The organism is Bacillus fungorum (assembly GCF_002746455.1).
GTDB classification, from domain to species: Bacteria; Bacillota; Bacilli; order Bacillales; family Bacillaceae_G; genus Bacillus_A; species Bacillus_A fungorum.
Genome location: NZ_NWUW01000002.1, coordinates 202,588 through 227,429 on the forward strand (window position 1 = coordinate 202,588; position 24,842 = coordinate 227,429).

A 24,842-nucleotide genomic window follows, 5' to 3' on the forward strand; every position below is an offset into this window, starting at 1 on the left:
GTGTCAAAACTCCAAACGTTGGATTTATATTCAATAGGAGAAAAAGATGTAGAATTTTGTCTTACTGTTCCCCGTTTACTTTTCGTTTCATTACATATAGGCTTTGTGGTGTAAGGGGGGATATCACCTTTACGCAAAATTTATAAGGAGGGCATTGTGATGAAAAAGATTAAAAAGTTTGCGGGAGTAGCTTTAGCGGGTACGATTGGATTAAGTGGACTACTGTTTTTAGAACCAAGTGTAAGCGCTGCGGAAACACAGCAAGTGAAAGAGGACAATTTCAATACAATTGATGTAACGATGAATCAAAGTGAATTTTATTTATTGAGTGGCAGAAGTATTGATGTTCTTTCTGGGGATAAAGAAGCAATTCAACTAAACAAATACACAATTAGTTTTAGTAAACCTGGGAAATACGTTATTAGGGTAAATGGTTGTATTTATAACGATGTATATACTTTTACTGTGAATGAGTAGTATATATTCTTAAATTGCGAGATAAAAAAAGAAACACCCTATTTGCGGTGAGAACCGTAAATAGGGTGAATTATTTGTATTAAGTTATGTTTTATAAATTTTCATTAAGTTGCTCTTTGTTTTTGTTTTGTAAAGTATGTAGGACTGTTTGAAACACCTTAAATGATTGCTGAAAGATTGGACTTTGAATAAAAGTGTATAGAAAAGTTACGATAAAAACAGGACCACCGAGCATAAATCCAATAACTAATACAATGCATTCTACAATGATTCGCGCACGGCTAATAGATAGTCCTGTTTTGTCGGAAATAGTAAGCATGAATCCATCACGAGGTCCAGCACCAATTCCAGCCGCAACATACATACCTCCTCCGATACCTGTAATGGCAATACCAGAAAATAAAATGAGTAAGTTAACCCATAAATAATCACTAGCGTTTGGAAGGATATTTGATTGCAAGAAAAAGTCCATAATGGGACCGATAAGTAGTGCATTTAAAAATGTACCCACATTTATATATTTTCGATCTACTAGTAAAGAAATGAGAACGAGACATAATCCGCATATGACACTCCACGTACCAATGGTCCATCCAAACCTTTGGTAGAGAGCCATATTTAAAACTTCCCAAGGATGTAAACCGAGAAATTTAACTTTAACTGCAAGAGCATTTCCAAGGCTGAAAAAAATTAATCCTAAGAAGAAAAGAAAATAGCGAAAGAGAGTTAGCCTCATCTTTAATACCTCCCATATTTTATAATTATGTATATTACATGTAAGAGTCTTAATGTACAAATATTACGACTTTTTAGCTGTTATTTAAAACTGCTAAAATATAAATGATATAGTTACATTCGCAGTCAAAAAAGTTAAAATATTTCGTCTCAAGGATTATAATAGAGAAAGAAATATAAAAGAGAGTGAACGAGTTTGAAACAAGAGCTTATTGAAAGATTTACGAGATATGTAAAAATTGATACGCAATCAAATGAGGAAAGCCATACAGTTCCAACAACACCTGGGCAAATTGAGTTTGGTAAGTTATTAGTGGAAGAGCTAAAAGAAATTGGGTTAACAGAGATAACGATGGATGATAATGGATATGTAATGGCAACACTTCCGGCTAATACGGACAAGGATGTTCCTGTAATCGGCTTTTTAGCACATTTAGACACGGCAACAGATTTTACAGGGAAAAACGTAAAACCACAAATTCATGAAAACTTTGATGGTAATGCGATTACGTTAAATGAAGAGCTAAATGTTGTGTTAACGCCGGAACAGTTCCCAGAATTACCATCTTATAAAGGGCATACAATTATTACAACGGATGGTACAACACTGCTAGGAGCAGATGATAAAGCTGGTCTTACAGAAATTATGGTTGCAATGAATTATTTAATACATAACCCGCAAATTAAGCATGGGAAAATTAGAGTTGCGTTTACGCCGGATGAAGAAATCGGCCGCGGCCCAGCACATTTTGATGTAGAAGCGTTTGGTGCATCATTTGCTTATACGATGGATGGAGGTCCATTAGGTGGTTTAGAATATGAAAGCTTTAATGCTGCAGGTGCTAAGCTAACGTTTAACGGAACAAATACACATCCTGGAACAGCGAAAAATAAAATGCGTAACGCAACTAAACTGGCTATGGAGTTTAATGGGAATTTACCAGTAGAAGAGGCACCAGAATATACAGAAGGCTATGAAGGATTCTATCATTTACTTTCTTTAAATGGTGATGTTGAGCAAAGTAAAGCGTATTATATTATTCGAGATTTTGATCGTGAGAATTTTGAAGCGCGTAAAAATAACGTTGAAAATATTGTGAAGCAAATGCAAGAGAAATATGGACAAGATGCAGTCGTTTTAGAAATGAATGACCAATACTATAACATGCTTGAAAAAATTGAACCAGTGAGAGAGATTGTTGATATTGCCTATGAAGCAATGAAAAGTTTAGACATTGAACCAAATATTCATCCAATTCGCGGAGGAACAGATGGATCGCAATTATCATACATGGGATTACCAACGCCGAATATTTTCACAGGTGGTGAAAACTATCACGGTAAATTTGAGTATGTTTCGGTAGATACGATGGAAAAGGCTGTTCAAGTTATTGTAGAAATTGCAAGACGATTCGAAGAGCAAGCTTAAAAAAGAACCAAGTAGTGCGGATGCGCTACTTGGTTCTTTTAGTATAATACTCGCCACAAATAAAAAGTTGCGTAAGACTCCCAGTTGGTCCAATTTGCCGCAAAATCTTTTATTTCATGTTTAGTCGGTTTACTTTTAGAGCCTGTTATATATTTAATTGCATTGTGCAAGCCAACATCTTCAATTGGAAAAGCGGAAGGAAATCGTAAGCATCGCATTAAAACATAGTTGGCTGTCCACGGTCCTATACCATGGATAGCAGTTAATTGTTTTTCAGCGATTTTTACATTTTGTATTTGCAGTAAAGATTCTTTTGATAGTTTTTCTTCTGTAATAAGCTTTGCAATACCGATTAAATATTCACATTTTCTAGTCGTCATTTTTAACTTTTTTAGATCCTCTACGTGTAAATTGGCAATCGTTTCAGGAGAAGGGAATATCCAATGTTTTCTATCGTTCCATTCTACATAATTTCCATAGTGTTCGACTAACCGTCTTTTTAGCGTATAAGCAAATGTTAGGTTAATTTGTTGACCGATAATTCCCCAGGAAAGTGCCTCAAATAAGTCTGGAATACCTAAAGTACGAAGGCCATAATACTGTTCAATTGGTCCTTGAAGGAGTACATCATGTTTAGCTAATGTATAAAAGGGAGCTAAATCAGTAGTTAAATCAAACCACTCTTTCACATAGTTAGCTACAGCTTCGCGAATCGATTTCTTAGATGTATATGATTCTTCTAAAAAACGTATTTGAATATTACCATCCGAATTCATACTAATTTCAACTAAAGGATTTACATCTTGTACTGGGATAACTTTATAAATTTTGTTATTTTCAATGTGAAACATACATTCATTGTTAGAGCGGGATAGATAGTGCAAATTTTCTTGAAAACTAAATTCTGTTGGAACTGCTAAAGTTAATGCACTAGTATATTCTGCGGTCATATGAATTCTACCTGCGACTTTTCTAATATAAGCAATTCTTTCTTCATTTCTAATCCACCTCTAAAGCCGGTTAGTTTACCATTCTTTCCAATAACACGATGGCAAGGAATTGTAATGAGAAGAGGATTGGCAGCAATGGCAGAAGCAACGGCACGCATAGCTTTAGGTTTTTGCATTCTTTCGGCAATTTCTGAATAAGAATATGTTCTCCCGTAAGGAATTTCACGTACCGTATTCCAAACAGATAATTGAAAATCAGTTCCGTAAGCATCGATAGGGAATGTAAAAGTTTCTCGTTTACTTTCTAAATACTCCATAACTTCTTTCGTATATGTTTTTAGATAATCTGGATTACAGGTCAATATATGTTGTGGCAATTTTTTTCTAGCCCATATATTTAGCTCTTCAAAGTTTTCATCTTGAGATCCAATGAAACATAGTCCAGTTTCAGTTGCAGCAATATGAAACTGAAAATTTTTATGTGTAAATAGCGTCCAATATATAAATTTATTTTTGTAGGAATTCATTATTGTATCCCTCTTTCATTTCATTCTTTTTTCGATATTCAGTAGGAGTAAATCCGGTTTTCTTTTTAAATAAAGTTGCGAAATACTCTGGGTTTTCTATCCCGACAGCAGTACTAATTTCTTTAATGGTTTGATTTGTTTGTAAAAGGTGTTCTGCCGCTTTAACAATCCTGAACTGCTGTATATATTCTATTGGACTTATTCCTGTCATTTTTTTGAAAGTGCGTTGTAAATGAAATGGGCTACCGTGGCACATTTCCGCAAGTATGTCGAGAGTCAATAATTCGTCAAAGTGTTTTTCGATATAATCTTTAATTTGTTCTACCCACTCTTCATTAGGTAAAGTGATCCCATTTGGCTTACAACGTTTGCACGGGCGAAAGTTTTCACTTAATGCTTGCTCTGCATGATGAAAAATTCGTACATTGTTTCTATTCGGTATTCTTGATTTGCACGATGGCCTGCAAAAGATTCCGGTTGATTTCACAGCATAAAAGAATTTGCTATCATAGGAAGAATCATTCTGAATAATTGCTTGCCAATGCTCATTTGTTAACGTAATCCTTTCATTGTACAAAGAACATCACCTCTGAAATTTAGTATAACCTGAATAAAGTGCGTATGTATGTATTCACAAATGTAAGAGCAAGATTACAAAGGTGAAAATATTGGATGGCGTTTAGATTATTTTGTTGTTTCCGAGAGAATGAAAGACCAAATAAGAGAAGCGAAAATTAATAGTGAAGTAATGGGATCAGACCATTGCCCAGTTGAATTACATATAAATTTCTAAAAAAGAAGTATCCCCCTAACATTAGGCGAATACTTCTTTTTTAATTCAGTTTGTTAAAATTTTTCAAATCTTTCTTGAAATTATTTAATATTAAATATATACTTAGTAACGATAATCATTATCATTGAAAAGGATTATCAATAGACGAGGTGTAAAAGAATTATAGCTTAGGGGAAGTGAACGAGAATGAGTTCTGGATAGAATGAAATATATATGTAAGATAAGTTTCATATAGTTAAATTTTATTGAGAATATAGTTTTGAAAATTCGAGAGGAGATATATAAAGATGAATAAGAAGTTATTTACATTAGGGATGGTTACAGTTTTAAGTGTAGGACTAGCAGCATGTAATAGTGCGGATAAGACTTCAGGAGAGCAGAAGCAACAGACAAAAGCTACGGAAACGAAAAAAGACGAAAAACGAAAAATTACATATTTAGGTAAAGAATATACAGTACCAGCAAAAGTAGATAAAATTGCGACAGCTAGTTTAGAGTCAATGGAAGATGCAGCGGTACTTGGTATTAAGCCAGTCGGTGCCATTACTGTTGGTGGTAAATTACCGAAGTATCTTGAAAAAGATTTAGAGGGTGCAAAATCTGTTGGTGAGAAAATGCAACCAAATTTCGAAACATTACTTCAATTAAAACCAGATGTTATTACATCAAGTACGAAATTCCCAGCAGAAACAGCTGAAAAATTTACGAAAGTAGCGCCTACATTCCCGGTATCACACGTTTCAACAAATTGGGAAGATAACTTAAAGTTAATGGGAGAATTAACTGGTAAAAAAGATAAAGCAGAAAAAATTATTAAAGATTACAATGCAGATGCTGAAAAAGCAAAAGCAAAACTAGGTGATAAGTTAAAAGACAAAAAAGTTCTTGTCATTAGACTAAGAGCAAACGAATTATTCCTATACCCAGAAGGAGTATACTTCAACCCTGTAATTTATAAAGATCTTGGATTAACTGCTCCAGAACAATTGAAAACTGTAAAAGCACAAGAGAAAATTTCATTTGAAAAACTTGCTGAACTAAACCCAGATTATATTTTCTTACAATATGAGACAACTGAAAATAAAAACCCGAAAGTGCTAGAAGAAATTGAAAAGAATCCAATTTGGCAAAGTATGAATGCTGCGAAAGAAAAGAAAGTATTTGTAAACGTTGTTGATCCAATGGCACAAGGTGGTACTGCTTGGAGTAAAACAGCATTCTTAAAAGAAGCAGTGAAAAATTTATCTAAATAATATATTAAGTAAGGTGCGTTGAATGATATGCAGAAAACAAATGCAGTACCAGTAACTATATTATGTATCGCACCCATACTCATCTTATTTACAGTTATACTTTCTATTTTGTATGGGGCGAAAAGTATTGATGCTGAAACGGTGTGGAACGCATTATTTCATTTTGATTCAAGTGATGTAAATCATAATATTATTATTACTTCACGTTTACCAAGGGTAGTTGCAGCTCTTTTAGTCGGAGCATTTCTAGCCATATCAGGAGCACTTATGCAGGGGATGACAAGAAACTATCTTGCATCCCCTTCTATTATGGGTGTGACGGACGGAGCAGCTTTTGTTATTACACTTTGTATGATTTTTCTTCCGGGAATGTCATCGATTGGTATGGTTGTATGTTCAATGATTGGTTCTGCACTAGGAGCCGGTATCGTATTTGGTTTTGGTTCACTCCTTCAAAATGGTTTATCACCAGTTAGGTTGGCAATTATCGGAACAGTTATTGGAACATTTTTAAGTAGTGTATCTGCTGCAATGGCTTCGTATTTCCAAATTTCTCAAAATGTTAGTTTTTGGTTTAATGCAAAATTAGATCAAGTTGATCCTAATATCATTAAAATTACGATACCGTTTGGGATAATTGGAATAATTTTAGCACTGTTAATATCAAAATCTATTACGATTCTCTCTTTAGGCGAAGAAGTTTCTATTAATCTAGGGCAACGTACAAAACTAGTTAAAGCGATGGCAATTTTATCAGTTATTTTCTTAACAGGAACGGCAGTTGCTTTAGTGGGGAAAGTTGGTTTTGTAGGTTTAATTATTCCGCATATTACTCGCTTTATAATTGGGGTAGATTATAAGTGGATTTTACCATGTGCAGGCGTTATTGGTGGCGTTTTCTTAGCATTATGTGATGTTTTAAGTAGATTTGTAAACTATCCATTTGAAACACCGATTGGAGTCGTTACCTCCTTAATTGGAATTCCTTTCTTCCTGTATTTAATTCGTACAAGAGGAGGAGAGAGACATGCTTAAAAGTTCAAGTCAACGTTTTGGAATGACGATGGGGATACTTATATTTTTAATACTATGTGCTATTTATATTAGTTTAACAAATGGTACGTTTGACATTACGATTACAGATGTATTTAAAACACTCCTTAGAATAGATCCAGTACCGGATCATGATTTAGTTATTTTTGAGTTTCGTCTTCCGCGCATCGTAATTGCTGGATTAGTAGGATTAGGCCTAGGCGTTGCAGGTGCTGTAATTCAAGGGATTACAAGAAACGGACTGGCAGACCCAGGTATTTTAGGAGTAAATGCCGGAGCAGGAACAGCGATCGTCATCTTTATGTTTTTCTTTCAAGGACAATTAAAGAGCACAGACTGGGTTTCTATTATGATGATGCCGATGTTTGGTTTAGTCGGCGGATTAGGTGCAGCTATCATCATTTATCTGTTTTCTTGGAAAAACGGTAAATTAGATTCGCAGCGTCTTTTATTAACAGGGATTGCGATTGGATCAGGATTTGGAGCATTTTCTATGTACCTATCACTCAAAATGAAGTCAACTGATTTTGAAATGGCTGCAGTTTGGGTGTCGGGGAGTATATATAATGCAAACTGGAAGTATATTATTGCAATGTTACCGTGGCTTATCATATTAATTCCGCTTATACAAAAGAAAGCTTATTTATTAGATTTATTTCAATTGGAAGAAACGAGTATTACAAGTTTAGGTGTTTCAGTAGAAAGAGAGAAATCTATTTTACTACTAAGTAGTATCGGACTTGTGAGCGCATGTGTCGCTGTTTCAGGGAGTATTGGTTTTATTGGACTAATGGCACCGCATATAGCGAAAAGACTTGTCGGTATTCAGCATAAATATATTATTCCTACGTGCGGGGTAATCGGAATGTTCCTTGTAATTGCTTCAGACTTTATTGCAAAAACAGTTTTCACACCTGTAGAGTTACCAGTTGGAATCGTTATTTCTATTGTCGGTGTACCGTATTTCTTATATTTACTTTATAAGGCGAAAGCGTAAGAGGGGGAATAAAAGTGAGTATTTTAAGTGCAAAAAATTTAGAAACGAGTTATGAAAAGCTTACAGTGTTTCGCGATTTAAATGTGGAAATACAAGAAGGAAAAGTAACGACAATTATAGGGCCAAACGGGTGCGGTAAATCGACACTGTTAAAAACAATGGGAAGAATTTTAAAGCAAAAAAGCGGTAAAGTATATTTGCAAGGACAGGATTTACATACAATTCCAACGAAAGAAATTGCGAAGCAGTTAGCGTTACTTCCGCAAACTCCAATCGCGCCAGGAGAGCTTAAAGTAGAAGAATTAATTTCTTATGGACGCCATCCACATCGAAATAACGTAAATAAGTTAACTTCAAAAGATAAAGAGATGATTGATTGGGCACTAGATATAACGAAAACTTCTGAATTTCGAACGAGACAAATTGCAAGTTTATCAGGTGGTCAACGACAAAAGGTATGGCTAGCGATGGCATTAGCACAAGAGACAGAAGTGTTGCTATTAGATGAGCCAACTACATACCTTGATATGTCTCATCAATTAGATGTATTACAAATTGTGGAGAAGTTAAATAAAGAACACAATTGTACAGTTGTTATGGTATTACATGATATTAACCATGCAGCAAGGTTTTCAGATGAAATTATTGCGATGAAGGAAGGGGAAATCGTTACAAATGGTAGTCCAGAAGAAATCATTACAAATGAAGTGTTAAAAGAAGTATTTCATATTGATGCACGTGTTATGATTGATCCGTATAATGGGGCTCCTGTTTGTTTCGGTTATGATAGCGTTGCACTTCAAGAAGAAAAAGTAGAAATATATGTAACAAGTTAAAAGGGGGGATATAGGGTGAATACTACTATTGAAAAACAGCAGATTATAACATCTAATACAGAGCAGTGGAAAATGTATTCAAAATTAGAAGGTAAGAAATATCAAATTCATATTTCAAAGCCGAGGCAACCAGCACCAGAATCAGGATATTCTGTTATATACGTATTAGATGGAAATGCCTTTTTTCAAACATTTCATGAAGCGATTAAAATACAATCAGTTAGAGCAGAAAAAACAGGTGTTTCACCAGCCATTATAGTAGGTATTGGTTATCCAATTGAAGGGGCATTCTCAGGTGAAGAAAGATGCTATGATTTTACGCCTAGCGTAATTTCAAAAGATGCACCTTTAAAACCAGATGGTAAACCGTGGCCTAAAACAGGAGGAGCACATAATTTCTTTACTTTTATTGAAGAAGAATTGAAGCCGCAAATTGAAAAGGATTTTGAGATTGATAAAGGAAAGCAAACATTATTTGGGCATTCTTTAGGTGGGCTATTTGCTTTACATATATTATTTACAAACGTAAATGCTTTTCAAAATTATTTTATAAGTAGTCCATCTATTTGGTGGAATAACCAATCTGTGCTTGAAAAAGAAGAGAATCTTATACATGAATTAAACAATGCAAAGGTTAAAACAGGAGTATTTCTTACAGTTGGTTCACTAGAACGAGAGCATATGGTTGTAGGTGCAAATGAATTGTCAGAGCGCCTTCTCCAAGTAAAACACGATCAGTTTAGATTTACGTTTTATGAAGCTAAAGGGGAGAATCATGCATCTGTTGTGCCGACTTCTTTAAGTAAAGGATTGAGATTTATTAGTCATGTATCCAGTGATTAAAAGGCTAGTAATTGGAGTGAATCCACATTTTTAGGTTAGTTAATAAAGTGATCGTCTAATAAAATGCAAACGCAAAGCTATGGGGAAATTCTCCATAGCCTTTTGTGTTGTTCAAGTAGAATTGTCCTTTTTGAAAATTTTGTTTCAACTTTTCGTCTAAAGAGACAAAAAGTTGTCACAAATCGGTCACAATTAGCATAAACATAAAATAGACGAAATGAACTTATTTCCAAAAAGGCTTGGTTTATTCCAAACATGATTCGTAGAGCTGAAAAAGCATGGATGAAAAGTTCACTATATTCCCAAGGAGGTAGATCGTATGAAAACTATTCTTGCTATCGCTGGACTTATTTGGGTTCTATCGCATGGCATCCCAATTTATGAAGGAGAACAAATTCGCAGTGCTCTGAATAAAAATTTTAATGAATATCATATCATTGATCGGCAAGATAATGTTGTGACAGTTCGAGTAAATGACTGTTTTCATACGGTAACCGTTGAAGGAACTTCAGTAGTGAATGATACAAAAGTATGCGATCAACAATAATTATATATGGAAAGGAATATCTGAAAATTGGGATTTTAATGTCATAGACGAAGAATAAGCGGGGATGGGTAATCCCCGCTTATTCTTGTTTCACTTTATTGAATTTTGATGAGAGATATAATGATTTTTTTGACAAAAAGGAAAGGGTATACTGAAAATTGAGATTAAGAAGCTAATGAGTTGTTAAGAATAATCATAAAGCGTAAATATACTCTTATGGGGTATCATGCATAGATATTTAATGCTATAATTGGTATACTCATAAAAAACAGTTGTTTTATTGGATGAAGAGAAACTTTAAGAAGGTGATAATATGGATCATAAAGAGCATGAAGCAGTAACACATAGATCAGAAAAAGAAAAAGAACAAATTATAAATAGACTAAAGAGAATTGAAGGACAAGTACGCGGTATTCAAAATATGATTGAAAATGATCGTTATTGCGTGGATATTTTAGTGCAAATTTCAGCGATTAATGCAGCGATGAAAAAAGTAGGAATGGGCGTTCTCAAAAATCATACGAGTCATTGTGTTTCAGGAGCTATTAAAAATGGAAATGGTGACGAAGCAATTGAAGAATTAATGACAGTATTTGAACGTTTTTCAAAAGCGTAAAAACAAGCTAGTATGTAACTGGCTTGTTTTTTTGTATACCTTTATATAGGATTTACGAGGTATTTGTGTGAAAAAGTATATGTAAAATAAACTTTTAGAAAATAATTGGAAAATCATGATATAAAACCATTGATTACCTTAGGGGGGTATGGTAAGATGTAATTGTGATTAACAAACAATGAAGAAACAAGAGGAGGATTTTAAATGGAACAGTTAACATTACAAGTTGAAGGTATGTCTTGTGGACATTGTGTAAATGCTATCGAAAGCAGTGTGAAAGAACTAAACGGTGTTGAGCAAGTGAAAGTTCAATTAGCAGAAGGAACTGTTGAAGTTACTATCGACTCGTCTGCTGTAACATTAAAAGATATCGTTGCTGTAATTGAAGATCAAGGATACGATGTTCAATAATTATTTTTTAATATGGAAATAAATCGTACTTTATAGGAAGTACGATTTATTTTGCTAATAATTATACCTCATAAGGGTATATAGAGGTGAGAGACATGAATGAACAAAAAGAGGCCAATCTTCAAATATCAGGAATGACATGTGCAGCATGTGCAAATAGAATTGAAAAAGGTCTGAAAAAAGTAGAAGGTGTTCATGATGCAAATGTAAATTTTGCACTTGAAAAAACCAAAATAATGTATGATCCCCAAAAAACAAATCCGCAACAATTTAAAGAAAAAGTTGAATTGTTAGGATATGGAATTGTAAGTGATAAAGCTGAATTTACTGTTTCAGGAATGACATGCGCAGCATGTGCCAATAGAGTAGAAAAGCGTTTAAATAAGTTAGAAGGTGTGAACGAGGCGACAGTAAATTTCGCTTTGGAAACGGCTACAGTAGATTTTAATCCTGATGAAATTAATGTAAATGAAATGAAGAGTGCAATTACGAAATTAGGATATAAATTGGAAGTGAAATCAGATGAGCAAGATGGATCGACTGATCATCGCTTACAAGAAATTGAGCGACAAAAGAAGAAGTTTATCATTTCGTTTATTTTATCATTCCCGTTACTGTGGGCAATGGTAAGTCACTTCTCATTTACATCGTTTATTTATTTACCTGATATGCTTATGAACCCTTGGGTGCAGCTAGCTCTTGCAACGCCAGTTCAATTTATCATTGGTGGACAGTTTTATGTTGGGGCTTATAAAGCGTTACGTAATAAAAGTGCTAACATGGATGTGCTTGTGGCACTTGGAACGTCGGCCGCCTATTTCTATAGTGTATATTTAAGCATTCAATCTATCGGTTCTTCGGAACATATGACAGATTTATATTTTGAAACGAGTGCGGTACTTATTACACTAATTATTTTAGGTAAATTATTTGAAGCAAAAGCAAAGGGACGTTCATCAGAAGCAATTAAAAAGTTGATGGGTTTACAAGCAAAGACAGCTACAGTTGTGCGAGATGGAACAGAAATGAAAATTTTAATCGAAGAAGTAGTAGCTGGTGATATCGTTTATGTAAAGCCTGGTGAAAAAATTCCGGTAGATGGTGAGATTGTAGAAGGAAAGTCAGCAATAGATGAATCGATGTTAACAGGGGAAAGTATTCCAGTTGATAAAACAATTGGGGATGTAGTAATCGGTTCTACAATGAATAAAAATGGATTTTTAAAAGTGAAAGCAACTAAGGTAGGAAGAGATACTGCATTAGCTCAAATTATCAAAGTAGTAGAAGAGGCTCAAGGTTCAAAAGCTCCTATTCAAAGGGTAGCAGATCAAATTTCAGGTATTTTTGTACCGGTTGTAGTTGTGATTGCTATTATCACATTTGCAGTGTGGATGATATTTGTTACACCAGGCGATTTTGGCGGAGCACTTGAGAAAATGATAGCAGTACTTGTTATCGCATGTCCATGTGCATTAGGTCTTGCAACGCCTACATCTATTATGGCTGGATCAGGAAGATCGGCTGAGTATGGTATTTTATTTAAAGGCGGGGAGCATTTAGAAGCAACGCATCGATTAGATACAGTTATTCTAGATAAAACAGGTACTGTGACAAATGGGAAGCCGGTGTTAACAGATGTAATTGTAGCAGATGGATTCAATGAAAATGAACTGCTTAGATTAGTAGGGGCAGCAGAACGAAATTCGGAACATCCACTTGCAGAAGCGATTGTAGAAGGAATTAAAGAAAAGGGAATTGATCTACCAAATTCGGAAACATTTGAAGCCATTCCTGGATTCGGGATTGAATCGGTTGTAGAAGGAAAACAATTATTAATTGGTACACGTCGATTAATGAAGAAATTCGATATTGATATTGAAGCAGTTTCTAAATCAATGGAAGCACTAGAACGAGAAGGAAAAACAGCAATGCTTATTGCAATCGATAAAGAATATGCTGGTATAGTTGCCGTTGCGGATACTGTGAAAGATACTTCAAAAGCAGCTATCGCAAGACTTAAGAAAATGGGTCTAGACGTTGTGATGATTACAGGAGATAATACACAAACTGCTCAGGCGATTGCAAAGCAAGTTGGTATTGATCACGTAATTGCAGAAGTATTGCCAGAAGGAAAAGCAGAAGAAGTGAAAAAACTGCAAGCAAATGGTAAGAAGGTAGCGATGGTTGGAGATGGGATAAATGATGCTCCTGCTCTTGCTACAGCGAACATTGGTATGGCAATTGGAACGGGAACGGATGTAGCGATGGAAGCAGCGGATATAACGTTAATCCGCGGTGACTTAAATAGTATTGCTGATGCGATCTTTATGAGTAAAATGACGATTAGAAATATTAAACAAAATTTATTCTGGGCATTAGCTTATAACGGCTTAGGAATCCCGATTGCAGCGTTCGGTTTCCTAGCACCTTGGGTTGCAGGAGCGGCTATGGCATTTAGTTCTGTATCGGTCGTATTAAATGCATTGCGATTACAGAGGGTTAAATTAAAATCTATAGAGTAATTGAATATGCTTTTAAACAAAAACAATACTTGTAAATAAGTATTGTTTTTTTTGTTTATATAGAAAGAAAAAAGATATAATAAAGCAAGAATATTGAATCGTAGATGGTAGAAAAGTTAAATGATAGTTTAGTAAGGAGGCTCAAATATGTTAAAAGACACGATAATTAGGACATTCCATAAAGATGATTTAGATCAAGTCTTACAGTTGTTCTATGCAACAGTTCATACAATTAATGCAAAAGATTATAACGAGTTACAACTACAGGCATGGGCGCCAGATCGACTAGATAGAGAAAGCTGGTTAAAATCTTTAGAGAAGAATATTAGTTATGTAGCGGATCATAACGGTGTGATAGTGGGATTTGGAGATTATAATGATGAGCATTATGTAGATCGTTTATTTACACATAAAGATTATCAAGGGAAAAGGGTAGCTTCCTACATACTACAGAAGTTAGAAAAAGAAGCAGTAAACTTTGGGCATAGGGAGATATATACAGAAGCGAGTATTACAGCAAAGCCTTTCTTTGAAAGTAAAGGTTTTATTTGCATAAAGGAACAAAAGAAACAGCATAATGGTCAGATTTTTATTAATTATGTAATGAAAAAAATAGCCTTCTCATAAACGAGAAGGCTATTTTTTCATTATTTTACAGCTTCTTTAAGTTCTTTACCAGCTTTGAAAGCAGGTACTTTAGAAGCTGCGATTTGCATTTCTTCACCAGTTTGTGGGTTACGGCCTGTACGAGCAGCTCTTTCGCGAACTTCGAATGTACCGAATCCGATAAGTTGTACTTTTTCACCAGCAGCTAAAGTGTTAGTGATTGATTCTACTACAGTTTGTACAACTACAGTAGCTTCTTTTTGAGAAATCTCAGCATTTTGTGCTACGTTTTTAATTAATTCTGTTTTGTTCATGTTTTTCACCTCATATGTAAATAATGCTATTTAAGTTGTTATTATAACGTATAAAACATTCGAGAACAAGTGTACGTACATATATTCGCAAAAAAAATGAAATTTGTAATATTTTTTAGAGCCACTTTATAGACATTTAATTTAAGCGGATACAGATTTTTTCTTTAATTCGGTGTGCTCTTTATTTAGAGGCAGTTTCTTATTATAAGATATGAAATAAGGCAATGCTACAAATAACATACCTCCTACTAAATTTCCAAAGAAAACAAAAATGAAGTTTGGAAAATATTCAGCCCAAGTTAAATGACCAGAGAAAATTGCAGCTGGGATAACAAACATATTGGCTACAACGTGTTGAAATCCAATTGCAACAAAAGTCATAACTGGGAACCAAATGCCGATAATCTTTCCGATAAATTCTTTACTTCCCATACTGAGCCAAACAGCTAAACAAACGAGCCAATTACATCCGATTGCAGAAATGAAGGCTTGTAGTGGTGTATCCTGTAGTTTAGCTTGCGCAATAGAAACTGTTTTCGCTAAAAAAGCTCCCTCTGTTAATCCGACGATATGACCGAAAAAATAAGCAACGAATACAGCACCTATGAAGTTGCTAAACGTAACAATAACTAAATTTCGAATGAAGTGAAATAAGTGGATTTTTTTGTGAAGCCAAGCCATAGAAACTGTCATCATATTGCCAGTTACTAACTCACCACCTGCAAGAATAACGAGTATTAGACCGATAGGGAATACAGCGGCACCTAGAAAACTAGTAAATGATCCCCAAGACTTTGGCATTGTTCCAATAACATGAATATCGAGTAAATACCCTAATGCTATGAAAGCACCACCAAAAAAGCCGAGAATTAGCATAGGGAGTAGTGATAAATGAGCTTTTTTTCTTCCGGAATTAGCAGCAAGTTCCGTAATTTCTTCTGGTGTAAATACAGACATGAATAATCTCTCCTTAATAAAATGCTAGAATGAATAGAAGGAACATTTTTAAAAATCTATGTATTATAAAAATATGTTATGACTTCTGTATAAGTTTGTCAAAGTGAGCTGGGATGGAGTTGGATATAACTAACATTGTTCATGTCGTCACATGAATGTAACAATAAGGATTTAAAGTATTTCTAGAGGTGAGAACATGAATACGCATCATGTAAAAAAAGAGCAAAAAAAATCAATCGTAAAGATATGTATTATTAGTTCTATAAGTGTAGTAATGATTTTAATAAGTTTGTATTTCTATGCGACAGAAATAGAACGAAAACTAGTAACAGTTACGTGGAATGAAATTGAAGCTTCTACAATTCCTAAAGAGTTTAATAATAAAAAGATATTGCAATTCTCAGATGTACATTTAGGGCCAGAATTTACACTGAAACAACTAGAAAATTTGGTGGAGAAGATGAATGCATTACGTCCAGATGTAGTAGTTTTTACAGGGGATTTAATAGATAAGTTTGGATCGTATCAAGCCGAAAGAGAAGAAGCGAAAGGTATATTACAGAAAATACATGCGCCCTTAGGGAAATATGCTGTGTTTGGGAATCATGACAGGGGCGGTGGAGGTAGTTTATTTTATAAAAAGTATATGGAGGAAGCAGGTTTCTCTGTATTAGTCAATGAAGTACAGAAAATTAAAGCGGAAAACGGCAAATATATTACAATATCAGGTTTGGATGATTTTCTATTAGGGAAGCCACAAATAGACGCGACTTTAAAACATGTAAGGCAACAAGATTTCAATATGCTATTAGTACATGAGCCGGATGTTGTAGACAAAGTAGCTCGTTACCCAGTTGATTTTCAAATGTCAGGACATAGTCATGGAGGACAAGTTCAAATTCCTTTTATAGGTCCATTAATTACTACAAAATTAGCTGAGAGTCATGTTGAAGGTATGTATGAATTAGAAGGGAAGAATAAGCCGTTACATTTATACGTAAATCGTGGTATTGGGACAACCCGAATGCCTGTTAGATTTTGGAGTGTACCTGAACTTTCAGTATTTGTATTGAAGCAAAATAGTAACTAATGTATTCAATTCCGCATCATCAATTTGATTTTGATGAACGAGCGATGTTAATTGGTGGTAAATAAAAAACAACAATAGGTCATATAAAACCTATTGTTGTTTTTATTATTTTTGCAAGGGAATCGCATCGAAATATGTTCTATAGTTACTAGAGAATTCAAAGTTGTTTTTTGCATCCCAATTAATAGACCAAGACATTAGACCGCGGAATGCAGGATAGCCACTCTCATTTGAAAGTTTATACTTTCCTCCGAAAGGAATTCCCTTAATGATATAATCTAAAGCTTTTTTCATTTCAGTTGGAGAAATATACCCACCACTTGGAGCGGCCGCTGGTGCTGCAGGAAGGCCAATCATGACTTGATCCGAACGAAGAGGTGGGAACATGTTATTTGCATTACCACCTACAGGAAAACCATGTAAGAGCATATCTGCCATAGCGACCTCGTAGTCTGCAGTACCTTGATTGTAGTTATTACCGTCCATTCCAATGCCACTGCCAGCGTTGTAGTGTTGAACGTGAATGTATGTTAGTTTATCTTTCACTCCGTAAATAATCGGTAAATATGCACCCCAGATGCTTCCGTATGCGCTATAACCGCCTTGAACATAAGCTGTTTCAGGAGCCATGCTTAATAGAAAGTCGGGACCGTAATGATCTGAGATTGTTCGAATAGCCGAAATAAGATTTACGATTTGAGGAGTAGTTGGGTTTTTGAAATTAGTGTCATTACCGTTTAAGTAAATACCTGATTCAAGGTCAATATCTATTCCATCAAAACCGTATTTATCGATTAGAGATTGTATGGAATTAATGAAACGTTGCTTAGCAGCATTGTTAGGAAGTAAAACGACCCCATTTTGTCCACCTATTGAAAGAACTACTTTCTTTCCTTTACTTTTTAAATAAGAAATATCTGATTTGAATTCTGCATCTGTACCATACACAGGAGAAAATTCAACAGTAGAACGATCACCACTAGTTTCCCCGAAAGATACATTTATTACATCCCATTTTGGTGAAACGTCTCTTAATTTAATAATGCCAGTACCGTTATCAAAGTTATGCCAGTATCCAACGAGTAGTTTTGATCCTAAATTGTTTGCTGCTTGTGCTTGAAAGGGGGCTAGTGGTAACAGTAAAAAAATTACTAACGTACAACAAATGAATTTGAACTTGTTTAACATATCAACACTCCTATACAAAAAGTTGTCTAGATGTATAATCTTGTTTATTCGATAATATCTGAAAATTCATTATTTTATAAGGTAACTATAATTTTCTCAACAATTTAACAGCTGTACTTTCTTATTTAAATTCTGGTTTATATACGAACTCAAGAATGCTTTTTTCAATGGCAGAAAGAGGAGATGCTCCAAAGGTATTTTTGAAATTGAATAGTAGTGGTGTTCCAGTTCGGGCCGTTTTATTCGGAACGTTCTTCGCTTATATTGGAGTTGTTTTTAGTTACATCTCTCCAGATAAAGTCTTTTTATTTTTAGTCAATGCATCTGGCGGAATTGCGTTACTCGTTTATCTCGTTATAGCTGTTTCGCATTTAAAGATCCGTAAAAAAATGGGGAAAGTAGAACAACAAAATTTGAAAGTGAAAATGTGTTTTTTCCCGTATGTAACGTATGTTACAATTGCCGCTATTATAGCAGTTTTAGTTGCGATGCTTGTTACTGTTCTTATAATACTTTCTTATTTTATTTTTAATGAACACTCCCTCACTTAGCAAAGCTTGAAGTGGGGGGTTCTAACGTTTCGACCTAACGGACGATTAACGTCAGGGGAGTTAACACATTAGCGAGCTGTTTCACGCCTAACCCCTCTATCCCATTTGTCCATGCATTTGGGATTACTTTTCGTAAAATGTTAGCCGCAGCGTTTACATCAGCATTAATTAAAGTTTTATTTGCTGAACGATATATGCCGCGCTCTATTCGTTTTCCTGAAAAAGTTGTATTTTGGTCATTTTCTCCATACGTTGGAATGAAGTCGTTATCCAGAAAACTTGCTTTCGATGTATATGATTCTTCAGTTACAACAACTTGAATGCCTACAGCATTTGCTTTGTATGTAATCATTTGAATCAGTAAACTATGTGGGATATGACAAAACGATTGGTTATTTCTTTTTCCCATATTCGTTTCTTGTTTCCAACTTTTGTTTTGACCAATAACGATTTTACAAACTTCTTCTTCTTGAGCTAGTTTTACGATATGGTGACTAACTTTATGGAAGACGTCTTTTATTTTCAAGTAACGTTTTTGATGAATTTTTTCTATCCTTTTAGAAGTAAAAGGTCCTTCATTCGTTTGTTTTCCATTTCTAAGAATGCTTGTAAAATGACTCTTCATTTTGTTGTAATATTGATTTATGCTTTTGATATGTTTGCCCTTAACAAGGACAGGTTTCATACCTGTGTTTGTTACGATGGTTGCAAGGTTATCAATCCCTAAATCAATACTCATATAACGAGCATTCTCTTCAATCATTTGTTGTTCAGAAGGAACATCAATTACCAATTCCACTACATATTCATTGTATTTTGGAATCACACGAACTTGTTTCAGTTTACCTTCAGTGAAACCTAGTTTCCCAATATTTAATTGTAATTTCGTCTTTGGAAACTTTAAAAATCTACCGTTTTTAATGATGCAATCTTGGTTTGTATACAGAATCTCTTTTTCAGAAGAACGAATATACTTTGGAATCCTAGGCGTTCCAGCATATTTGTTTGGATTCTTTTTATAGTCTTTTAAACTAGCAAAAAAAGATTTCCAATTTTGGAACAAACCTTTCATGATTGACTGGCTACATTGCGTAGGCAAAGCTCGATAATCATTTTGAATCATAGCCTTAAATAGTGCATCTAGAAAGTTGTAATCTACATAAGGTTTTTCAAAATTAGGTTCTGAAAACAAATTACATGGAATCTCTTTCTGTTCTTCTTTAGGCTTTAATTTCTCTTTTTCCAATTTCTTCTGATAGGCAAGAAGTTGTGTGTCATTCATCTTATCAATATTTTTATGAATATTATCCAGAACTTCTTTTTGCAAAGGCTGCAACTCTTTTTCTTGTGTTAATCCAGTGTACACCTGGCGTATATAAAAGTTTGTGGTGTTGTACATGTTCTTAGCGTTATGACAACATTCTTGAAAATAAGAATACATACGATGCCCTTTTTTAATCCAAATTTGAAGAGTTTTATAGTTTGACGGATTTTCCTTTGTCATTTTATTCACCTCCTTGTTAAGGATATTATAGCAAATACGGAACGTATGTTTCTGTTTTTTCTTAAAAATAAAATATTTCTTTCGATTCACCTCACCACCTTCACTTACGTTTAGAGGTGGGAGTCCTCTCGAAAGGCATGATAGAAATAAAAATAGTACAGTATCGAATACTACAAGTAAGAATGAGGAGTCTGTTCGATTCTAATTTCATGTTTTCGAATAGAGTTACACCCAATCATTGCCATAAAAGAATCATATATAATCATAGAAACAAGTAAATACTATTGTCATAGTGGATATAAACTTTTTTCTTGACTTTTTATACGAAGGCGAGCAAAATGGTAAAAAAGGAAGGGGGGATGACGATGGAAGAGTACGTATTAGAGCTATATAACCTGTTATATACGACAGAATGGCAAGATATTGTTTCGTTTCTAGGAATCGTATTTTGCATGAAAATTGTAATTGTATATATGGAAGAGCAAGGTATGTTCTATTCCTTCTCATCCCCGTTCGATATGCAGCGCAAGCCGTTGCTAAACTATGCCAATGTGAATTACGAACAATTTCCTTTTGTTATATTCTTTATGATTCGATTTATAACAGCAATTGTAAAGAAAAAGGAAAGTGACGATGAAGAGTGCCACTTAACTTGTAATATAGCGAATGTTTTTTAAGCTAAATACAAGGAGGAGATTTATATGTGGTTTCGATTTCTTATGATTGGTTTCTTTTCATTAACAGCAATTTCATTAATGGGATATCAAGTGTCTGAAATTTTTCAAGCATATAGCGATACATTTTTTAACAAAAACTAATCGCATTGCTATTTGAATAATAAAGCGATAAAATCCTTCTTAAGAAGTTTGATTAAGAAGGGTTTTTTCTTTGTCTTATCTTGCTGTGTCAAACTATTGTCACATTTACACTGTGAATAGTATGTTAAAATAGTGAGGTTACGTATACATATTTGAAGGAAGAGGGAGTGACCATTTTGGTGGATCAATCAACAAATCAGAAAAGCTATGCTCCTATTGTGATAACGCTTTCTGTAATTGTAAATGCGATTATTTTATTTTTGTTCTTTGGACCTGTTGGCTATGAAGGAGAAGTACATTTTGATGTAACAATTTTACCAATGTTAAATGCAATCTTTAATAGTTTTACGTTCGTATTCTTATTAGCAGCGTTATTCTCTATTATTAAAAAGAATGTGAAAATGCACCGTGGTTTCATCCTAGCAGCATTTACAACAACGTTGCTATTTTGTGTTTCTTATTTATCGTACCATTATTTAGCGCCAGCAACACATTTTGGCGGAGAAGGATTTATTAAATATGTGTATTTCATCATTTTAATCACACACATTATCCTAGCAGCGATTATTGTACCACTTGCATTGTTCGCGCTTGTATTTGGTTTTACGAATCAATTAACACGTCATCGTAAAATTGTACGTTGGACGATGCCGATTTGGTTATATGTAAGTTTATCTGGTGTTATTGTTTACTTAATGATCTCACCTTATTACTAATAAAAAAATCTCAGCCTGTAGGCTGGGATTTTTTTATTAGGCAAATATTTTTGTGAAATGAAAAAAATATGGTATACAAAAGTATAGTTGCTTTTCATATAGAAGGGATGGTAAAGAGATATGCAAAATTTTGTATTTCGTAATCCAACGAAACTTATTTTTGGTAAAGGACAGTTAGAACAGTTAAAAGCTGAAATTCCACAGTTCGGTAAAAAAGTTCTTCTCGTATATGGAGGAGGCAGCATTAAAAGAAACGGTATTTATGATAATGTAATTTCTATTTTAAAGGATATAGATGCAGAAATATTTGAATTGACAGGTGTTGAACCGAATCCACGTGTATCAACTGTAAAGAAAGGAATTCAAATTTGTAAAGAGAATGATGTTGAATTTATTTTAGCAGTTGGTGGAGGAAGTGTAATCGACTGTACGAAGGCAATTGCAGCTGGTAGTAAGTATGATGGAGATGTATGGGATATTGTAACGAAAAAAGGATTTGCTAATGAGGCATTACCATTTGGTACTGTACTTACGCTTGCGGCAACAGGATCTGAAATGAATGCTGGTTCTGTAATTACAAACTGGGAAACGAATGAAAAATATGGCTGGGGTAGCCCCGTTACTTTCCCGCAGTTTTCAATTTTAGATCCGGCCCATACTGCGTCTGTGCCGAGGGATCAAACAATTTACGGTATGGTAGATATTATGTCGCACGTATTAGAGCAATATTTCCACAACGGAACAAATACAGAACTACAAGATCGTTATTGTGAATCTGTTTTAAAAACAGTAATTGAAACGGCTCCTAAGCTTTTAAATGATTTAGGAAATTATGAGCATAGAGAAACCATTTTATATTGTGGTACTATGGCGTTAAACGGCATTTTAGCGATGGGAGTAAAAGGAGACTGGGCCACTCATAATATTGAGCATGCAATTTCTGCTGTTCATGATATACCGCATGGAGGCGGCTTAGCAATTCTATTCCCGAACTGGATGAAGCATGTTGTAGATGAAAATGTAAGTCGTTTTAAACAGTTTGCTATTCGTGTATTCGATGTAGAAACGGATGGAAAGACTAATCGAGAAATTGCATTAGAAGGGATTGAGGCGTTACGTCAGTTTTGGACTTCAATTGAAGCGCCGGTAACATTAGCTGATTACGCTATTGGAGAAAACGAAATTGATGTAATGGCGGATAAAGCGATGGCTTATGGTGAATTTGGTAACTTTAAAAAATTAAATAAAGATGATGTTTTAAGTATATATAAAGCTTCTTTATAGGTGAATCGAGAAAAGAAACCCATTTGATTGTTATATCAAATGGGTTTCTTTTTGTTGCTTATAACCGTTTGTGACTGGTTTTGATTATTTGTGAATGTTTGTGGTTGATTTTTGTGATCGTTTTCATTATACTGTAATCAAAGAAGAGGTGAATAAAATGTTAACTCTTGAACGTCATCAAATGATATTGCAACTTGTAAAAGAGCAGAAGGTTGTTAAATTACAGCAACTAGTGGAAAGAACAGACAGCTCTGAATCAACAATTCGTCGTGATTTAGCACAATTGGAAAAGCAAAGGTTATTAAAAAGAGTTCACGGTGGTGCTGCTGTTTTAACAGGAAAAGGACAAGAGCCAACGATGGTTGAAAAATCATCCAAAAACATTCAAATAAAACAACAAATTGCGAAATATGCGTCTAACATAATTGAACAAGGTGATTGCATTTATTTAGATGCAGGAAGTACAACATTTGAAATGATTCCATTCTTAATAAATAAAGATGTAACTGTCGTTACGAATGGACTTATGCATATTGAAGCTTTAGTTGAAAATAATATTCGTGCGTATTTACTAGGCGGGATGATGAAGAGTAGGACGAAAGCTTTAATCGGTGCAATGGCACAGGAAAGTATGCAGAAGTATCGCTTTGATAAATGTTTTTTAGGGGCGAATGGTGTACATGAACAGCTTGGTTTTACAACTCCAGATCCAGAAGAGGCACTTTTAAAACAAATGGCATTAACATTAGCAAACGAAGGATATTTCTTAATTGATGAAAGTAAGTTTTCAGAAGTTGCGTTTGCGAAAATTGCCAACGTTGAAGAGGCAAGTATTATTACAAACCATTTAGAAATGGATTTAGAAAAATATAAAAGACAAACCAATGTAATTGAGGCTGATAAACAATGATCTATACAGTAACTTTAAACCCATCTATCGATTATGTAGTACAAGTTAATTCCTTAGATTTAGGCGCAGTAAATCGAGCGGAGAAAGATATGAAGTTTCCTGGAGGAAAAGGCATTAATGTTTCTCGCGTTCTCCATCGTTTAGGTGTTGAAAATGTAGCACTCGGATTTACTGGTGGATTTACCGGTAAATTTATTAAAGATGTATTACAGGCGGAAGGTGTAACGACAAACTTCGTCCAAGTAGACGGAGATTCCCGAATTAACGTGAAAATAAAAGGACAAGAAGAAACAGAGTTAAATGGACAAGGTCCTAGTGTGACTAAGGAACAATTTGAACAATTAATGAAACAAATCGAAAGTATGGAGCAGGGAGATTGTGTTGTACTAGCTGGAAGTGTACCAGCTTCTATCCCAACTACTTTTTATGAATCAATCGCAGCGTTCGGAGCTGAAAAAGGTATTCGCATAGTAGTAGATGCAAGTGGTAGTGCGCTGCAGCATGTAATTAAAAATAAGCCATTTTTAATAAAGCCTAATCATCATGAACTTGGTGAGTTATTCGATGTAGAGATTTCAACAGTAGAAGATATTTTACCGTATGGAAGAAAATTAATCGAACAAGGTGTAGAGCATGTGATCGTGTCAATGGCTGGAGATGGAGCTTTATTATTTACGGCAGAAGGTATATATGAAGCAACTGTTCCAAAAGGTGTTGTAATTAACTCGGTTGGGGCAGGAGATTCTCTCGTTGCAGGATTTATAGGTAAATATGAACAGACAAAAGATATTGAAAAGGCATTTCAATATGGCGTTGCAACAGGGAGTGCAACAGCATTTTCAGCTGATTTATGTGAAAAGGAAAAAGTAGAAGAATTATTGTCGCAAGTAATTGTAACTAAGCGATAGGGGGAAG

26 protein-coding genes and 2 pseudogenes are annotated in these 24,842 nt (G+C 34.5%); 20 read left to right on the top strand and 8 right to left on the bottom strand.

The features are described 5' to 3' along the window. The first annotated feature begins 159 nt into the window (after positions 1-159). Positions 160-477: a hypothetical protein gene (locus CO726_RS03765; RefSeq protein ID WP_098761905.1), complete on the top strand. Its 318-nt coding sequence runs from the start codon at positions 160-162 to the stop codon at positions 475-477. A 91-nt stretch (positions 478-568) separates the two neighbouring features. Here CO726_RS03765 and CO726_RS03770 read toward each other — a convergent pair whose 3' ends face one another. After that, positions 569-1,213, bottom strand: coding sequence for a YczE/YyaS/YitT family protein (locus tag CO726_RS03770; protein ID WP_098761906.1), 645 nt, complete (start codon positions 1,211-1,213; stop codon positions 569-571). Positions 1,214-1,408: 195 nt separating this feature from the next. Between CO726_RS03770 and pepT the strand changes: the two genes are divergently transcribed. After that, entirely contained in the window at positions 1,409-2,641 is a 1,233-nt protein-coding gene (gene pepT, locus CO726_RS03775; RefSeq protein WP_099683342.1) for a peptidase T, read from the top strand. 38 nt (positions 2,642-2,679) lie between these two features. Here pepT and CO726_RS03780 read toward each other — a convergent pair whose 3' ends face one another. Genes CO726_RS03780 through CO726_RS03790 form a run of 3 tightly spaced genes read right to left on the bottom strand, consistent with a single transcriptional unit; the run spans position 2,680 to position 4,695 of the window. Then, a complete protein-coding gene (locus CO726_RS03780; protein ID WP_099683343.1) occupies positions 2,680-3,591 on the bottom strand; it encodes a DNA-3-methyladenine glycosylase family protein in 912 nt (303 codons plus the stop codon). Continuing rightward, complete coding sequence (locus CO726_RS03785; protein ID WP_099683344.1) at positions 3,588-4,118, bottom strand: methylated-DNA--[protein]-cysteine S-methyltransferase; 531 nt, start codon at positions 4,116-4,118, stop codon at positions 3,588-3,590. Before CO726_RS03785 ends, CO726_RS03780 begins: the two co-directional genes overlap by 4 nt. Beyond that, the gene (locus tag CO726_RS03790; protein WP_099683345.1) at positions 4,099-4,695 is read right to left on the bottom strand and encodes a bifunctional transcriptional activator/DNA repair enzyme AdaA; all 597 of its coding nucleotides are present in this window, start codon (positions 4,693-4,695) and stop codon (positions 4,099-4,101) included. The genes CO726_RS03785 and CO726_RS03790 overlap by 20 nt, the downstream gene beginning before the upstream one ends. A gap of 78 nt (positions 4,696-4,773) precedes the next feature. Here CO726_RS03790 and CO726_RS03795 point away from each other — a divergent pair. The 11 genes and pseudogenes from CO726_RS03795 to CO726_RS03845 form a co-directional block, all read left to right on the top strand. Beyond that, positions 4,774-4,911 (top strand): annotated as a pseudogene (locus tag CO726_RS03795) (exodeoxyribonuclease III); the annotation flags it as partial. 287 nt (positions 4,912-5,198) lie between these two features. Further along, entirely contained in the window at positions 5,199-6,164 is a 966-nt protein-coding gene (locus CO726_RS03800) for an iron-hydroxamate ABC transporter substrate-binding protein (protein WP_099683346.1), read from the top strand. A gap of 27 nt (positions 6,165-6,191) precedes the next feature. Next, on the top strand, positions 6,192-7,199 hold the full coding sequence (locus tag CO726_RS03805) for a FecCD family ABC transporter permease (protein WP_001173058.1): 1,008 nt from the start codon (positions 6,192-6,194) through the stop codon (positions 7,197-7,199). Then, positions 7,192-8,214: a FecCD family ABC transporter permease gene (locus CO726_RS03810; protein WP_099683347.1), complete on the top strand. Its 1,023-nt coding sequence runs from the start codon at positions 7,192-7,194 to the stop codon at positions 8,212-8,214. The genes CO726_RS03805 and CO726_RS03810 overlap by 8 nt, the downstream gene beginning before the upstream one ends. A 14-nt stretch (positions 8,215-8,228) precedes the next feature. Beyond that, the gene (locus CO726_RS03815) at positions 8,229-9,050 is read left to right on the top strand and encodes an ABC transporter ATP-binding protein (protein ID WP_099683348.1); all 822 of its coding nucleotides are present in this window, start codon (positions 8,229-8,231) and stop codon (positions 9,048-9,050) included. 15 nt (positions 9,051-9,065) lie between these two features. Continuing rightward, positions 9,066-9,893 carry an alpha/beta hydrolase gene (locus CO726_RS03820; protein ID WP_099683349.1) on the top strand — a complete coding sequence of 276 codons (828 nt, stop codon included), beginning with the start codon at positions 9,066-9,068 and terminating at the stop codon, positions 9,891-9,893. A gap of 319 nt (positions 9,894-10,212) precedes the next feature. Then, positions 10,213-10,440, top strand: coding sequence for a hypothetical protein (locus tag CO726_RS03825; RefSeq protein ID WP_000849103.1), 228 nt, complete (start codon positions 10,213-10,215; stop codon positions 10,438-10,440). A 313-nt stretch (positions 10,441-10,753) separates the two neighbouring features. Continuing rightward, entirely contained in the window at positions 10,754-11,056 is a 303-nt protein-coding gene (locus tag CO726_RS03830; RefSeq protein ID WP_000349637.1) for a metal-sensing transcriptional repressor, read from the top strand. Between the two features lie 204 nt (positions 11,057-11,260). Further along, positions 11,261-11,467, top strand: a complete 207-nt coding sequence (gene copZ / locus CO726_RS03835) for a copper chaperone CopZ (protein WP_000436973.1) — start codon at positions 11,261-11,263, stop codon at positions 11,465-11,467. A gap of 95 nt (positions 11,468-11,562) precedes the next feature. Continuing rightward, the gene (locus CO726_RS03840; protein WP_099683350.1) at positions 11,563-13,989 is read left to right on the top strand and encodes a heavy metal translocating P-type ATPase; all 2,427 of its coding nucleotides are present in this window, start codon (positions 11,563-11,565) and stop codon (positions 13,987-13,989) included. A gap of 147 nt (positions 13,990-14,136) precedes the next feature. Next, on the top strand, positions 14,137-14,616 hold the full coding sequence (locus tag CO726_RS03845) for a GNAT family N-acetyltransferase (RefSeq protein WP_099683351.1): 480 nt from the start codon (positions 14,137-14,139) through the stop codon (positions 14,614-14,616). 20 nt (positions 14,617-14,636) lie between these two features. On the opposite strand, the gene CO726_RS03850 is transcribed toward CO726_RS03845, so the two are convergent. After that, entirely contained in the window at positions 14,637-14,909 is a 273-nt protein-coding gene (locus tag CO726_RS03850; RefSeq protein WP_001043904.1) for an HU family DNA-binding protein, read from the bottom strand. Between the two features lie 141 nt (positions 14,910-15,050). Then, positions 15,051-15,866, bottom strand: a complete 816-nt coding sequence (locus CO726_RS03855; RefSeq protein ID WP_099683352.1) for a formate/nitrite transporter family protein — start codon at positions 15,864-15,866, stop codon at positions 15,051-15,053. A 196-nt stretch (positions 15,867-16,062) separates the two neighbouring features. Between CO726_RS03855 and CO726_RS03860 the strand changes: the two genes are divergently transcribed. After that, entirely contained in the window at positions 16,063-16,956 is an 894-nt protein-coding gene (locus tag CO726_RS03860) for a metallophosphoesterase (RefSeq protein WP_099683353.1), read from the top strand. A gap of 105 nt (positions 16,957-17,061) precedes the next feature. Here CO726_RS03860 and CO726_RS03870 read toward each other — a convergent pair whose 3' ends face one another. After that, positions 17,062-18,144 carry a chitinase gene (locus CO726_RS03870; RefSeq protein WP_099683354.1) on the bottom strand — a complete coding sequence of 361 codons (1,083 nt, stop codon included), beginning with the start codon at positions 18,142-18,144 and terminating at the stop codon, positions 17,062-17,064. 104 nt (positions 18,145-18,248) lie between these two features. Here CO726_RS03870 and CO726_RS03875 point away from each other — a divergent pair. Then, positions 18,249-18,695 (top strand): annotated as a pseudogene (locus CO726_RS03875) (GABA permease); the annotation flags it as partial. A 34-nt stretch (positions 18,696-18,729) separates the two neighbouring features. On the opposite strand, the gene CO726_RS03880 reads toward CO726_RS03875, so the two are convergent. Further along, on the bottom strand, positions 18,730-20,199 hold the full coding sequence (locus tag CO726_RS03880) for an RNA-guided endonuclease InsQ/TnpB family protein (protein ID WP_099683355.1): 1,470 nt from the start codon (positions 20,197-20,199) through the stop codon (positions 18,730-18,732). A 338-nt stretch (positions 20,200-20,537) separates the two neighbouring features. Here CO726_RS03880 and CO726_RS03885 point away from each other — a divergent pair, with 338 nt between their 5' ends. The 5 genes from CO726_RS03885 (at position 20,538) to pfkB (ending at position 24,835) form a co-directional block, all read left to right on the top strand. After that, the gene (locus CO726_RS03885) at positions 20,538-20,876 is read left to right on the top strand and encodes a hypothetical protein (RefSeq protein ID WP_136699347.1); all 339 of its coding nucleotides are present in this window, start codon (positions 20,538-20,540) and stop codon (positions 20,874-20,876) included. 317 nt (positions 20,877-21,193) lie between these two features. After that, complete coding sequence (locus CO726_RS03895; protein ID WP_098761926.1) at positions 21,194-21,733, top strand: DUF420 domain-containing protein; 540 nt, start codon at positions 21,194-21,196, stop codon at positions 21,731-21,733. Between the two features lie 120 nt (positions 21,734-21,853). Further along, positions 21,854-23,017 carry an iron-containing alcohol dehydrogenase gene (locus CO726_RS03900; RefSeq protein ID WP_099683357.1) on the top strand — a complete coding sequence of 388 codons (1,164 nt, stop codon included), beginning with the start codon at positions 21,854-21,856 and terminating at the stop codon, positions 23,015-23,017. Between the two features lie 157 nt (positions 23,018-23,174). Continuing rightward, positions 23,175-23,927 (top strand): DeoR/GlpR family DNA-binding transcription regulator, encoded by a 753-nt coding sequence (locus tag CO726_RS03905; RefSeq protein WP_099683358.1) that lies wholly within the window; start codon positions 23,175-23,177, stop codon positions 23,925-23,927. After that, positions 23,924-24,835, top strand: coding sequence for a 1-phosphofructokinase (pfkB, locus tag CO726_RS03910; RefSeq protein WP_099683359.1), 912 nt, complete (start codon positions 23,924-23,926; stop codon positions 24,833-24,835). Before CO726_RS03905 ends, pfkB begins: the two co-directional genes overlap by 4 nt. Positions 24,836-24,842 lie beyond the last annotated feature (7 nt).